The organism is Mesorhizobium sp. WSM4850, assembly GCF_055811735.1.
In genome coordinates this window covers 1-14,111 of sequence record NZ_JBVVPV010000077.1, presented here as the reverse complement: position 1 = coordinate 14,111, position 14,111 = coordinate 1, and the positions used below count along the sequence as shown (strand labels likewise).

Sequence of the window (14,111 nt, the reverse complement as noted above, 5' to 3'; positions counted from 1 at the left end):
TGCGCTCACACCTTCCTGTCCGCTATCGCTTTCGCCGCCACATTCATCTTCTGGATCAATGAGTCCTGACCCTAGCTGATGGCAACGATCTCGACTTCCGAACTGATGGTTGCGCCGGTACCGGCTTCATCGACGCTGCCCGCGTTCATCTTATCTGTCTTCGCAGGGGCCTTCGCCGATAATTTCAGTCGTCGCAGGGTCATGTTCGCCGGCCGGTGCATTATGGCGATAGCACTGCAATGCTGACCGCGTTTGTGGGGCCGGGCTTTGCCGACCCGTGGATGATTCTCGGCTTCAGCTTTTAATTGCATGCGGCGGTGCTCTCAACGATCCCGCCTGGCAAGCCGCGGTTGGCGATATCGTGGACCGACGCGATATTCCCGCTGCCGTTACCCTCCTCTCCGTCGGCTTCAACACTGTCCGGACCGTGGGCCCAGCGCTCGGCGGCATCGTGGTTGCCGCGTTTGGGCTTCTGACGGCCTTTGCCCTGACCACACTCACATTTCTGGTCCCCTTGGTCACCATATGGCGCTGCAAATGGAAAGTTCGCTCTTCGCCTCTCCCGCGCGAGCCGATGAGGACGGCGATCTATGACGGGGTGCGCTTCACGGCGATGTCTTCGGAAATTAAGGCTGCGATCGCGCGCGGAGCTCTCTTTGGACTGGCAAGCATCGCCATTCTCGCGCTGCTGCCCTTGGTTGTCCGTGACCAGTTGGGAGGAGGACCGCTCGCCTATGGCACGCTGATGGCCGGCTTCGGGACAGGCGCCTTCTTCGGCGGCATCTCCAACAGCCTGTTCAGACGGAGCTTGTCTCAAGAACGACTGATGACGCTCTCCTGCGCCGCCTGCGCGGCGTGCTCCCTCTCCCTTGCGCTGAGCTCTTCGCTTGCAGTGGCGGCAATTGCACTCGCCTTGGGTGGCGCGAGTTGGGTCACCGCTTGGTCCGGGCTTGGCGTGAGTGTGCAGCTAGCGAGCCTGCGCTGGGTCGTGGGGCGCACCATCTCGATCTTCGTCTCACGACAGCGGACAAGGAACTGGACGAAAGGATATTGCACTTGCACGAAGGGGAGCTAGGATCTCAAATCACGCTTTGGATCGAGCGACCGACAGGGCCCGCTCGCAACCTTGAGCAGTCGACATCTTATTTCCCCCCGCCACTGACCATTGCACGACCTACATACGTCGCGGGTACGCGTGCCCAATGAAGAAAATGAGATTCGTTCCATCGCAGGCAGTCCCAGTCGGATCGCAACTGGCGCAGGTCAGCTGCCGGCATTCGCCGAATACACAAGCAGCGGCCGTCCGGATCCTGATCCGGAAGGCAGCCTTGGCCATCGGTGCCGACCGTTCGCCGCGCAAGCAGCTGATTGGCTGCGCTTATGCAGCTGATCGTCGCGACTACACGTCCGGGCGGCGCATAGCAGAGAAATCGATCATTGAGTTCAAGGCATAACGAAGGACATGCAACTTGTCTTTGAGACTTTCCTGGAACAGTTGTCGGAAAGCGTCGATGAGGCGGATTTTCGCGAAGCCATGGCTGGTGCGGCCGCAGGACTGGAGCTGATCACCTTTGCCTATTTGTCCTTGCCGCCGCAACGTTCAGGCAAGCCCAAGCTGATCTCGAACTATCCGGCTCGCTGGACCGCGCACTATCTGCAAAATCGGTATCAGAAAGTCGATCCAGTCATTATTCGTGCACGTTGTGGCGGATGCCCGTTTCGGTGGGGAAATGGTTGACGGCGTTTCGCTGACGCCCCGTGAATATGAGTGGCTGCAGTGGGCGGCCCGCGGCAAGTCCGCCTGGGAAATCGCCTGCATCTTGGGCATCAGGCCGCGCACCGCCGCCTTCCACCTGGACAATGCCAAGAAGAAGCTCGGCGTGCGTACCAGAAATCAGGCCGTAGCGCTGCTGGCCTCCTCACGATTCTCCATTCTCTGAGAAACTGAATTCGTCTTTGGTCCCCTGTGTATGTGCACAGGCTGTTTCGGCTGGCGCATTCGCCTCCAATGGCAGGGTTATTTCTGCCCGGAGGCCCTCATGATGCAGCTTATTGCACCCGATTGGTACGGTGACTTCGCCGACGACTGCACGCAATGCACCGTCTGCGCTACCGCGTTTTCAAGGAGCGGCTCGACTGGGACGTGCGGACGAATGGAGGGTACGAGATCAATTCCTTTGACGCGTTGAAGCGCATTATCTGATCTTGCGAGGTTCCGACGGTCGTGTCGATGGTTGCGTCCGACATGCTACCGTCGAACGGGCCGACCATGCTTCGCGACACTTCTCCGGTGCTGTTGGAGGGGAAGACGGCGCCGGAGGAACCGAGCGTCTGGGAAAGCAGCCGTTTCGCCCTTGATCTTCCGCCATCCGCTCCGAAAGGAGCTGGCGGAATTGCTGTCGGCACTTACGAGCTCTTCGCCGGCATGATCGAGTTTGGCCTGTCGCGCTGTCTCAGCCGAATTGTCACCGTCACCGATCTGCGCATAGGGGCATCCTTCGCCGCGCCGGATGGCCGCTTGCGGCTATCGGCGAACCCCACACAATCGGCACCACCCGCGCCGTAGCCGGATATCTCGACGTCTCCCCGAGAGGCTGGGTGCCGTTCGACAAAACGGGCATGGCCGGTTCTTTGGGCGCCGGTGGCCTGCAGGGCCGCGTGATGTCTGGTCGTTGCCTCCGTGCTCCAGGCGGGCCTGCGTCATGAGCATGGCAGAAGGCACTGCCGCCCATTGGCCGGATTGGTGGGATAAGACCTCGTACGACTACACCGCTCATCTGGCCCGGAAAGACTGGGCCTGGGAGTTCTTGCGACACAGTCCGGCATTCCGACATGATTTGACCCATGCACTGGAGCCCGCCGAATGGCTGGAACATCGGACATCGGACAACTCTCGATGCGCTCGAAGCCTCGCTGATCGAGAACATCGCCCGGCTCGATCCCGACGAAGTATCGCAATGGGAGACGTTTTCGCGGCTCATCAGTACCGCTCGGCAATGCGCAGAAACTCTGGGTTCATCAGCGGCAAGGTCATAATGCTACACAGCCCCGACGATCGATAATCGGGATGGTCAATCAGAAGATGCCGAACTCGGCCGCTTCGTCGAACAGCCTCTGCTGAATCTGGGACGTCGCAACGCCACGCATATCCGATCCTCACCGAAACGGCATCTGCCACAACGTGCATGCACGATGACGGGATCGACTTACCGGTTTCGCAGACACTGCGGCGAGATGGATATTCGAGATCAGCCTGGGTTTGCCGAAAGGTTGTGATGGTAAGGACAGATAGGCAAAGGTGAGTAGATCAAGTCCTGCGGCCGCGCCAGCCATGGCTCTCCGTTCGTCCCGCTATTCCGCGCTTCGAGAGGGGCTTTCACGTCGGCTGGATTGGCGCGGCAGAATCATCGACCATCCGGGCCATTTCCCGCTCACTGTGCTTGATGACACTCTTTTCGACAACGGCGGTCACATGGTAGTTCACGGTGAGCAGCTTCTACCGAATAGAGCGTGGCGACGAACTTGTTGGGCCATCGAGCACCATCTGCTCAGGCGGCTGAGATCGGCGTGGTGTTTCAACCCTTCAACCTCTTCCCGCATATGAGCGTCATCGACACCTAACATTGGTCCTCGAGAAGGTAGGAAGAAGGCCGAAGCCGAGGCGCTCGCAAAGGAATTGCTAGGATACGCAGATTCTTAGACTGCATGAGCCCGCAGAGTTCAGCGGCTCACGCCTCTACTCGCTTAGTCATGCTCAATGGTAGTTGAAATGCCCGCTCAGGGGAGCATTGGCCGAGCTCGATACCATGCTCGAAACTTCGAAGACCTCGTCCAGTGACAGCACGAGCATTAGGTGGGACCTGCGGCAGACAATTATGCGATGAAGATTTCAGCGGCCAGCTTACATCGTGCTCTGCATCGAACTTCGCAAATGTGGCGGAATCACAAAGTCAACAATCCAGTTGGGTAGTTCCGTATGTGTTTCACGAGCTGATAGTGATGGCGCAGGAGTACTGATGCCCTCGCTGAAAAGTCAATGGGAGGCATCACTATCGACGTAAGAGGGCCTTGTCATAGAGGGCCTTGTCATCGGATAACAGCGGAGAGAGTCATGACGAAACCCAGCCGCAATGTGCTGCTCATCGATTCGGCGGGGAGGGGGCACGCTCTGGCCGACCTCTTCCAGCGGACGGACCCGTCCGTGCAGGTATTCTACGGGCCGGGGAATTCGTCTGTTGTGGACGAGCGTATCTGCACGGTGCCAGAGATTTCGCTGATGGATCCGGCATCGGCGGTGCGATTTTGCCAAGCCCGTGCGATAGACTTCGTCTTTGTCTCCCACTTCGACGCGCTCTCCACCGGTTATGTAGACTTCTTGAAGGCCAGCGGGATCCCGACAATCGGTCCAGACGGTGGTGCAACTCGACTTGAGGCGAGCAAGGCGTTCACGAAGGCGCTCTTTAAGAGGTATGGTGTGAATACGGCGCGCTTCGAGGTCTTTGACCAGCCCGAACTTGCCAAGCAATATATTCGCACGCTCGACTATGACGTTGTCGTCAAGGCCGACGGACGGTACGAAGGCAATGGCGTCTATGTTTGCGATGACCAGGCGTCGGCGCTGCAAGCCGTCGACAACATCATGCTCCAACGGACGCATGAGGGCGCTGGAGACCGCGTCATCGTTGAGGAGCGTCTCTACGGGCTAGAGATATCAATCTTCGCTCTGTTCGACGGGAAGGAGTTCCTGATCTTTCCGGCCGCCCTCGACTATAAGCGCTCCGATGACGGCAACAAAGGCATTAATTGCCATGGCATGGGCTCACTCTCCCCGCACCCACTCGCGGACAGGGCGCTTTACAGTGAGATACGCACCGAGATCCTGGAGCCGCTACGAGTTGCAATCTTGGAAGAAGGCCTAAACTATACAGGCTTCATCTTTGTCGGCGCCATGCTATGCAATGATGGTATCAAAGTCCTTGAGATCAATGTTCGCTTTGGCGACTCGGAGGCCGAGGTTGTCCTGCCCAAAATACAGACCAATTTCGTCCGGCTTTGCGAAGGCGTGCTTCAGGGGACCCTTAGCTCTATGTCCCTCGAGACAGACGATAAATGCTATTGCAATGTAGTAGCCGTGCAAGGGGCAACCAGGCAATTGAAGGAGGGTGGCCGCGAGATCCGCTACCCGGGCTGGCCATATGGAGATTTCGAGGTCGGCTTCCCCATTTCTGGAGTTGATGCGCTGGACCGCCGTAATTGTCGCCTGTTCTTCGCAAATGTCCGTCGCGATGCCGAGGATCGTCTCGTTACGGCCGGCGATCGAGTGCTGCACGTCACGGGCATCGGCAAAAATTATGCGCAAGCCGTCCACCATGCGTATGCCAATATCGAGAAGATACACTTCGAAGGAATTTCCTACCGGTCCGACATTGGCGTGATCTACGACCTTGACGCGATCCGGCAGCCACGGGGAACGCGGCCCAGGCACGGAATGTTGCAAATGCCTCGCCAAAAGGCTGGCTGAGATTCGTAACATCCGGCCAGGCTTTCGATTACCCACATCGTCGGCTTGCCAAGCGCGATGTAGTGCCATTCGACACGGACATGGTCGGCCTGCCAGGATGGCGTTCGAGGTGAACTCGCTGCCATTGTCGCTGACGATCATTGTGAGCCGATCCAGCTCGCGCGCAACCCGTACGCCCGAGAGCGACGTCTCGGCCACCAGAGCCAGGCATTCCCGCGCGCAGTCGTCGACTATGATCGCAGGGACAACGTCACGCTCGACAAAATCAGCAAATCAGCCACGACCGCCAATCGTGCGCAACCATCGACTCCCAGCCTCGTGAGGGAAAAAGCAACCGCTATTCCGCTCAGATAATGCGGGCTACCTCTACGCCCGCAGCGCTCAAACCCGGAACCGATCATCGACGTGACTTCAGGCGCATTGGTCCTGAGGGCGATGCCCCACGCGGCCGATCCGCGGCTTGCCTGGCGGGCGGCAGATTGCTTGCGGCAATGTTCCCGTTTCGGGTTGCTTGGGGCGGACGGACGATGATCGCGGGCACGAATGACGGCACGAGCGTCCTCCACGCGAAGGCACGGCGCTGTTGCAAGGACGATCGGTGTGTGGGCAATGGGGCAGCATTTCCGGGTTCGCTGCGCTGCCCGACGCGCGCGGCCGGAAGCCAGGTGCATCTGCGATCGTGCCCTACCTATCGCGGCGAAGCCTTGTGCCAGTCGATCGCCGGCGCCTCCGTCGATGACGCCATCGGCGGACTCATTGCCGAGCAGATGATGCCGGTCGCTGTCGAACTGGTGCTCGACGTCCGCAAGGAGACCAAAGGCCGGCATGAAGAAGCAGATCGACTCTATTCTGAGCGTTGGTGAACAGGCATACCCCTGGCCGTCGTGCCGGCCGCTTAAAGGAGGCGCTTCAGACCTCCTACCTGCCAAGCCAAGGAGGGGAATCCTTTCGCATGTCGTGTGGCCGGTCGCCAGCCATGAGCGAGCACTCATCCTCGGGCTCTTCGACCACGTCGAGCGCTACTTTGTCGCCGACTCGCCACCTTCTAAGACCACTGGGTCCACCGGCCAAGCCAAGCACCGCCAGCTTACGGACGTTGATCTTTTGTTTCGTTCCCGACTAGCCACGCAAATACGTGGGGCATGAGTTGGCTGAAAGTATGCCCGACGTGAGGAAACAGCTCCAAGCTTGCATTCGGGATCTGAGTCCGCAGCCACTCGGAGTGACGGGGCGGCACCATGAGATCAGCAAGGCCATGAAAGAACCGCACGGGTACCTTAATCGATCCGGGCTCGAAGCCCCACGAGGAAGCAAATGATTGGGCGTCGTCGACGTAAGCATCTTCTTCTGAATAGGGAGAGTCAGATAAGGCGAGCTGTTGTGCGAGATTTTCCCTCAACGGAGAGAGCAACCGCTGGATGCGAAGGTCATTCCATGAGTACAACTCTTTATCAAATTCTGGGTCGTCCATTTTGGCTACGACACGCCTGTAGAATTGGCGAGAGGCCTCGGGGCCTTTCCGTGCCTCCATGATCTCCTCACGCATGAGAGAGACCTGCCCGTCCGCGCAGTCGAACCCTGGACCGAAGCTCGGGCCGCTCCCAGCGAGAGATGCCGCCCGCGAAACCCGGTTGGGCAGCAGTGCTGCCGCGGCAAGGGCGTGCGGCCCACCACCAGAATTGCCGAACACCGCTGCGACGTCGACTGATAGGTGATCGAGGATAGCCTCAACTACTGGGGCAATATCGCTTACCTTACGCCCAGGCTGTGGCGTCGACCCCCCATAGCCTTGCCGATCGAAGGTGACAAGGCGACAGAAGATTGCGCCACTAGCTACATAATTCACGATATGGCCGAGCCCGGTGCTGGGCGTCCCATGGATCCCAACGACGAGCGGAACATCGGGCGGACCCACCTCATAGGCGCGGATCGCCCTGCCTCCCGACATTTGGACCTTGAAGACACGCGGTGTCAGGCATGTGTCACCGGCAGATGGTTTCTCCGTCGCTCCTCCAGAGAGTGACCCCGCGGATGAATCCGCGGCGGAGAATACGGCGGCATGATAGTGTTGTTTCATGATAGTTTTGCCTTCTGTAGTGCAGAGAATAATTCAAAGGACGTCGAGACAGCCTTTCCAAATGGTCAAGCAATCAGAACATTCCGCGTTTGCCGAATCTAGCGTCCAGATAATCCAACTGCCCAAGTATTCCTTGTTGGCACCCGCTCTGCCATCCCTCACATTGGCATCCAGCAGGAGGCAATATGCTTTGGCCCGACTTCGACGGCTGGTGGTTCTAACTGCCGACAGTGATCGACGGCTAGCGGGCAACGCGGATGGAAGCGGCAACCGGTTGGTATGCGGGCAGCACTGGGGACCTCGCCTTGCAGGGCCGGAACGTCGCCGCGATCTGCCTTAGCCCCGATCTGCGGCGTCGCGTTGCGCAGCGCGACGGTATAGGGATGCTTCGGATTGAATGTGATCTCGTCGGCACTGCCGATCTCAACCACACGGCCGAGATACAATACCGCAATCCGGTCGGCTATCAGCCAGGCAACCGGCAAATCGTGGGTGATGAAGAGGAGGGCCATGTTCTGCTGCTGGCGGAGCTCAACCAGCACCTGGAGGATCTGTGCCCGTATCGAGACATCGAGCATCGAGACAGGTTCATCAGCAACGATGAACTCCGGCCTGACGGCAAGCGCTCCGGCAATCACGACCCGCTGGCGCTGCCCGCCAGATAGTTCGTGTGGGAAGCGGCCGAAGTAATCACCGGGAGGATTGAGTCCGGCGGCCGCGAGCGCCTCGCTCACCCGGTCTGCAAGCTGTTTGCCATTGTCTACCAGCCGTAGCGAACGCAGCGGCTCCGCCACAATGTCGAAAACGGTGTGTCGCGGGTTGAGCGCCTGATAAGCGTCCTGGAAGATCATCTGCACGCGATGCCGGTAAGGACGCAGGGCCGAGGTGCCTCGCTCCGAGGTCATGTCGCGGCCCTCAAACAACAACCTGCCGCCTGTCGGCTGGGCAAGCTTGGTGATGACACGGCCTACAGTCGTCTTGCCGCTTCCCGACTCTCCGACCAGGGCGACGATCTCACCTCGTCCGATGTTGAGGTCGATCCCGTCCACCGCGCGTACGGCGCCGGCAGGTCGGCCAAGGACACGGTCGAACAGTCCGCCCTGGATAAGAAAATGAACTTGCAGGCTCTCGAGACGCAGGAAGTCGGCGGTATCAGGCATGAGCTGCGACCTTGTCTTCTTGCGAGGACCGGTGAAGGTGACAGGCGACGCGTCCCCGCCCGAACTTATTGAGGCTGGGGACTTCGGTGGCGCACCCCCCCATAGCCGAAGGGCAACGCAGGTGGAAAGCGCACCCCGGAGGTCGATTAATCAAGTTGGGGGGATCACCGGGTATTGGCCGGATCATCTTTGTGCCGTTCGCCGGGTTCGGGATAGAGTCGATCAGCAGTCTAGTGTAAGGGTGCTTAGGCTTGGCGAAAATCTCCGCGACAGTGCCGTCCTCGACGATACGGCCGGCGTACATGATCATCACGCGATCACACGACTCAGCCACCACTGACAGGTCGTGGGTGATCAAAATCAGCGCAAGGTTAAGCTGCGAGCGCAGCTCCCCTAGCAGCTTCAGGATCTGAGCTTGTGTGATGACGTCGAGCGCGGTGGTGGGCTCGTCACCGATGATGATTGAGGGGCGACATGCGAGCGCCATGGCAATCATCACCCTTTGACGCATACCGCCCGACAGTTCGTGGGGATACGCAGCGCCGCGATCCGCCGGAATGCCGACGAGCTCGAGCAGCTCTCTTGCCCGCGCGGTCGCCTCGCCACGCGACATGCCGAGCTTCAGCATACACGGCTCGGCGATCTGCTTGATGATGCGGTGAATAGGATTAAGCGCATTCATCGCGCCCTGGAATACTACCGACGTTTCGCTCCAGCGATGTGGCCGCATCGCCGCATCATCGTCGATCGGCAGTCGGTCATCGCGATAACGCACCTCGCCGCTGCTGACCCGCGCGTTGGGTGATAGCAGACCCGCGATCGCCATTGCAGTCGTGGTCTTCCCGCTGCCCGATTCTCCGACGAGCCCAACGGCCTCTCCGGGTCGGAGCGCGAAGCCGACGTCATCGATCGCTCGCGACGAAACGTTCTTCAGCCGATAATCCACGGAGAGCCCCTCGACTTCCAGGAGCGCACCCGTGCTCCCCGCGAATTCTGTCATGGGATCACTCTCCGGCGCGGATTAAAGGTGTCGTCGAGCGAATTGCCAATCAGGACGAAGCCAAGCGAAACTGTGAGCACGCACACGCCCGGCGCGCCGAGGTACCACCAAGCTCCTGAGCTGGCCGCGCCGGCGCGCTGGGCAAGCGAAAGCAGAGTGCCCCACGATGGCTGCAAAGGATCGCCGAGCCCCAGAAACGAGAGAGCAGTCTCGGTATAGATCGCGCCCGTAACAACCAAGGCACCGTTGGCTGCGACCTGCGGCACGAGGTTCGGCAGGAGATGGCGTACCATGATGTTAAGATCGCTAGTGCCCACAACCCTGGCGCGCTCAACGAATTGACGTTCTCGCAGCGAGAGCGTCTGGCTTCGAACGATGCGTGCAACAAAAGCCCAGCTCGTGAAACCGATGACCAGAATGATCACGAAAAGAGAAGGACGGAAGCCAAAAATATTTCTGCCACGTCCAATTACCTCCAAAACAACGGGCGTGATCACAAGAGCCAGCACGAAGGACGGAAGGACGAAAAAGAAATCCGTCAAGCGCATCAGCCAAACGTCGATTTTCCCACCATAGTAACCCGACGTCACGCCGACCGTTGTCCCGACGATGAGGGCGATCACAGTCGCTAGCAAAGCGATGGTAAGCGAGATTCGAGTGCCGTGGACGACCAGATTGAGCACGTCCCGCCCGACTTCGTCTGTCCCCAGCAGATGCTGCCTTTGGGGCGGTGCGAGGAAATCGCCGGTTGCGGTGGCTGCAGTCTCCAACGGTCCCACGAGAGTTTCCGGCACCGCAGCCAGAACAAGAAAGAATACCATACACGCCAGGCCGAGCTGAGCGCCGCCATGGCCAAGAAATCGGGCAAGAAAGGCCTTGATAGCTCGCGCTCGGACACGCGAGCGAGATGCAACAATATTTTTGCTCATTTGCGGACTCGGGGATCAAGAATGCCGTAGGCAAGATCGGCGACGAGGTTCGCGACAACGATCGACGCGCCGAGCAACAGGAATATGCCCTGAAGGGTCGGGTAGTCCCGCGCGTTGAGCGCATCAACTGTCAGACCACCAATCCCTGGCCAGGCGAACACAGATTCGACGGTGATCGCACCCGCCACCACGTAGCCGAGATTGAGCGTCACCAAGGTCACGACCGGTAGCATCGCATTGCGGAAAGCATGACGCATCAGCATCTGGCCGCCGGTCAGTCCCTTGGCCCGGGCGGTCACCATATAATCCTCGGTCACCACGTCGCTCATTGCGGCGCGGGCGACCAGCACATATTGCCCGATCAGTCCCAATGCCACCGCGGAAATAGGAAGCACGAGATGGCGGACGCGGTCGACCAGCCAGTCAATAGAACCGGTGTTCCCGGCACTCGGCGAATAGGCACCGTAGCCCGGAAGCCAGCCCAATGTCGAGCTAAAGATCAACACCAACAGCATGGCGACCCAAAACGGCGGCGTCGAATAAAGCAGAAGAGAAGTAGTGGTGGCGATATTGTCGACAGATCCTGGCCGGCGCCAGCCCGCGTAGACGCCGAGCATAACGCCAGAAAGGATCGCGATGAGCTGGGCCACACCGACCAGGACAATGGTCGCAGGCAGCCGCTCCAAAAGCAGGTCGGTGACGCGCCTGCCCCTGAATTTGAAGCTATAGCCCAGGTCGCCCTGGAGTGTTGTCGACAGGTAGTTGAGAACCTGGTCGGGGATTAGGGGCCGATCGAGGGCCCAGCGCTGGCGCTGCGCCTCAATCTGCTCAACGGTCACGCTGCTGCGCGCCCCCGCCAGCAGCAACCTGGCGGGGTCGCCCGGAACGATTCTGAACAAGATGAAGTTCAGGATTGCCACCATCAGAAATGTCACGACCGCCCTGAGGAGAATCCGCCCGATGCGCCGGCTCATCTGCTCTCGCTTTCTATCGGGACCATTTTAGGCCCGCTTCAGGCGATCGAATGGAAAATAGCCCCACATCGACATCATATCCTCGGTCCCCCATCCCTTGAAGCAATCCTTGCGACGCGCCTCGAGCACGAAGGGGTAAGATAGGATGATGTAGGGCGCCTCGGTGTAAGCGAGGCGCGCCGCCTGGTCTACCAACTCCTGGCTCTTCTCGAGGTCGACGGTGACCTCGACCTCAGACGTAAGGTGATCGAACTTCTCGTTGCTCCAGTATGACTTGTTGTTGGGTGCAGCACTTTTGCCCAAGATGAGCAGGTAAGGAGCGCTGGCACCGCTCCAGCCTGAAGTAACGAGCAGGTCCCAGCCTCCACCGCCATTGGCTGGCGCAGCCGTGCGGGCGTCAAGCGTGCCGGAGTCGAGCTGAGTCACCGATACAGGTATGCCGATTTTTCCGAGCCAGCCAGCGATAAGCTGCACGACCGCGATCGGTATCTCGAGGACGCCCGAGAACGTTCCGGTAATCAGCTCGAGCTGAAAGCTGTTTCCCTCCTTGTCCTCCCGGACGCCGTCTCCATTCCTGTCGCGATAGCCGGCCGCATCGAGGCGGCGGGCAGCCTCGGCGAGATCGAAGTGCCGCCTGATATCGCCCAGGTCCGAGTAGTAGTCGGCCGCGACCGGCATCACCAACCCCACGCCAGGGTCGGCATGACCGCGGTAGGCCCGCTCCACAATCTCCTTCTGGTCGATCGCGTAGCCGATCGCATCGCGAAACGCCGGATCCTGAAGCGCCTTGGTGCTACCTGCACCGTCGCCCGAGGCGGTGTTGAAGGCCAAGTAGTCCCGCTGCTCAATACGGGATTGACCGACCTCGATGGCAGAATCCTTCGACAGATCGGCCCACTGGGAAGGCGTGAGGCTGACGCCATAGTCGAGATTGCCGGTCTTCAGACCCTGGGCGATGGGATCGGCCACATTGAAGAAATGGAAGACCATCCCTGCCGTCGCCGGCTGCCCAGTGCGGAAGTACGGATTCGGCGTGAAGCGGGCAAACTGACCCTGCTGAAACTCGGCAACGATCATAGGTCCGGTGCCCACCAGCGGCGCATCATTGCGGAACGTGCCGCGCGCATCCGCGCCGGTGATGTTCTTCCAGATATGTTGAGGCACAATCATTACGGCGTTATCGACCGGCCATCGAGTGGGGAGCTTCGTCACGATTTGCAAGGTCTCGTCGTCGAGGGCCGTGATAGACTCGACGTTTTGCAAGCCGTCAGTGCTGTTCCACCCGGCGTTCAGTTCGTTGGGCGTGCCGATGGACTGTCGCAAGTAGTTATAGGTGAACGCGGCGTCCCTAGCCGTGGCTGGCTGGCCATCCGACCACTTCATGCCGGGCCAGGTCTTGAAGGTCCAAGTGATGTTGTCGTCGGCGACGGACCACGATTTGGCAAAGCCCTTTCGATCGTCGTGCCGCTGGGCGTCCACGCAGACCAGCATGTCATAGCTGAAGACTAGCGGCCACCAGTTGCTCCAGGAGGCGAACGGGCTCAACGTATCTGGGGCGACAATTCCGCCGATACGCACGATGTAGTCGTCGCACGACGAGGCAAAAGCCTTTGAGTTCATAGTCCACGGCGCAGATGAGCCCACCAGCATCGCTTTCAAAGCCGTGCGGCGGCTAAGTTGCCACTTATCCATTGTGCAAAATCCTCCCAGATCTCGTTTTTATTCCGCCGCTAGTCCCCCCAAAACCATTGTGAGACGACGTCCATGTCTATATTCCACATGAACTACGACGCGGCTGTTGACCTTGAATGCGAGTATTGAAGATCGCGCCCGATACTCTTCGGACTTTCCATTCGGATAGCTAATCCTTCATCCGCTCAGTACCCGCTTCGTGAAGGTAGCAGCACCGATTGGGCCGCTTTGCGCGAATTACCCCCTATGGACGCAGGAAATCGGCGTTTTCTCCGGGTCCGAGCATAAAAGGCGACGATATTAGCCAGCGGAATCTGTCGCCCGCGCGGTCGCGGGTCACGGGCCGGAGACACGATCTGCGAAACTACGCACCGGTGCTCGCCCGCAAGCCCAGTGCGCTACGCAACGGCGCGTCCCCCCAGAGCTCCGCCATGGAGTAGTGGGTCGCAAACTGACGGGTGGCCGACGATGGCCATCGCTAGATGGCGGCATCCTGCCGGCCGTTACGGGTGATGGCCTCGACGGCGTCGAGACTTCGCCAGATCGACTCTGCTTGCAGCAGCATCCTGTTTCATGGAAGTTCGTTTGTACGTGGCTCTAGTTGTGGAGCCTTCTGTGGTTGCCGCCCTTAATGCAAGAGGCTTCTGGCCGCCCTTTTTGACGTGTGATCGAGTGCGGTCGTCTGTCAGGCCTTCATGTGCGGCATTTCCAGAGCCGCTGGCCGGTATGGGATCTGCAGATCAGGTCCAAATCTCAAC

The 14,111-nt window shown here is 59.5% G+C and carries 10 protein-coding genes and 4 pseudogenes; 7 read left to right on the top strand and 7 right to left on the bottom strand.

The window, feature by feature from the left end:
- Positions 1-78: 78 nt before the first annotated feature.
- From AC0L2Z_RS33665 to purD, 6 genes and pseudogenes are all read left to right on the top strand, one after another.
- Positions 79-1,012 (top strand): annotated as a pseudogene (locus AC0L2Z_RS33665) (MFS transporter); the annotation flags it as partial.
- Between the two features lie 316 nt (positions 1,013-1,328).
- Positions 1,329-1,454, top strand: coding sequence for a hypothetical protein (locus AC0L2Z_RS33660; RefSeq protein WP_473630439.1), 126 nt, complete (start codon positions 1,329-1,331; stop codon positions 1,452-1,454).
- An 8-nt stretch (positions 1,455-1,462) separates the two neighbouring features.
- Positions 1,463-1,940: pseudogene (locus tag AC0L2Z_RS33655) on the top strand (helix-turn-helix transcriptional regulator).
- A gap of 155 nt (positions 1,941-2,095) precedes the next feature.
- Positions 2,096-2,566 (top strand): annotated as a pseudogene (locus AC0L2Z_RS33650) (acyl-homoserine-lactone synthase).
- Complete coding sequence (locus AC0L2Z_RS33645; RefSeq protein WP_473630438.1) at positions 2,511-3,062, top strand: transcriptional regulator domain-containing protein; 552 nt, start codon at positions 2,511-2,513, stop codon at positions 3,060-3,062. Before AC0L2Z_RS33650 ends, AC0L2Z_RS33645 begins: the two are co-directional and overlap by 56 nt.
- A 1,049-nt stretch (positions 3,063-4,111) precedes the next feature.
- Positions 4,112-5,521: a phosphoribosylamine--glycine ligase gene (gene purD / locus AC0L2Z_RS33640; protein ID WP_473630437.1), complete on the top strand. Its 1,410-nt coding sequence runs from the start codon at positions 4,112-4,114 to the stop codon at positions 5,519-5,521.
- Between the two features lie 41 nt (positions 5,522-5,562).
- Here purD and AC0L2Z_RS33635 read toward each other — a convergent pair.
- Positions 5,563-5,755 (bottom strand): annotated as a pseudogene (locus AC0L2Z_RS33635) (IS3 family transposase); the annotation flags it as partial.
- A 293-nt stretch (positions 5,756-6,048) separates the two neighbouring features.
- On the opposite strand from AC0L2Z_RS33635, the gene AC0L2Z_RS33630 reads away from it, so the two are divergent.
- Entirely contained in the window at positions 6,049-6,384 is a 336-nt protein-coding gene (locus tag AC0L2Z_RS33630) for a hypothetical protein (protein WP_473630436.1), read from the top strand.
- A gap of 224 nt (positions 6,385-6,608) precedes the next feature.
- Here the strand turns inward: AC0L2Z_RS33630 and AC0L2Z_RS33625 are convergent, their stop codons facing one another.
- From AC0L2Z_RS33625 to AC0L2Z_RS33600, 6 genes are all read right to left on the bottom strand, one after another.
- A complete protein-coding gene (locus AC0L2Z_RS33625; RefSeq protein ID WP_473630435.1) occupies positions 6,609-7,598 on the bottom strand; it encodes an alpha/beta fold hydrolase in 990 nt (329 codons plus the stop codon).
- Positions 7,599-7,756: 158 nt separating this feature from the next.
- Positions 7,757-8,758: an ABC transporter ATP-binding protein gene (locus AC0L2Z_RS33620; RefSeq protein ID WP_473630434.1), complete on the bottom strand. Its 1,002-nt coding sequence runs from the start codon at positions 8,756-8,758 to the stop codon at positions 7,757-7,759.
- A complete protein-coding gene (locus AC0L2Z_RS33615) occupies positions 8,751-9,758 on the bottom strand; it encodes an ABC transporter ATP-binding protein (protein WP_473630433.1) in 1,008 nt (335 codons plus the stop codon). The genes AC0L2Z_RS33620 and AC0L2Z_RS33615 overlap by 8 nt, the downstream gene beginning before the upstream one ends.
- Positions 9,755-10,687 (bottom strand): ABC transporter permease, encoded by a 933-nt coding sequence (locus AC0L2Z_RS33610; RefSeq protein ID WP_473630432.1) that lies wholly within the window; start codon positions 10,685-10,687, stop codon positions 9,755-9,757. Before AC0L2Z_RS33610 ends, AC0L2Z_RS33615 begins: the two co-directional genes overlap by 4 nt.
- Positions 10,684-11,661 carry an ABC transporter permease gene (locus AC0L2Z_RS33605; RefSeq protein ID WP_473630431.1) on the bottom strand — a complete coding sequence of 326 codons (978 nt, stop codon included), beginning with the start codon at positions 11,659-11,661 and terminating at the stop codon, positions 10,684-10,686. Before AC0L2Z_RS33605 ends, AC0L2Z_RS33610 begins: the two co-directional genes overlap by 4 nt.
- Positions 11,662-11,688: 27 nt before the next feature.
- Positions 11,689-13,353, bottom strand: coding sequence for an ABC transporter substrate-binding protein (locus AC0L2Z_RS33600; RefSeq protein ID WP_473630430.1), 1,665 nt, complete (start codon positions 13,351-13,353; stop codon positions 11,689-11,691).
- Positions 13,354-14,111 lie beyond the last annotated feature (758 nt).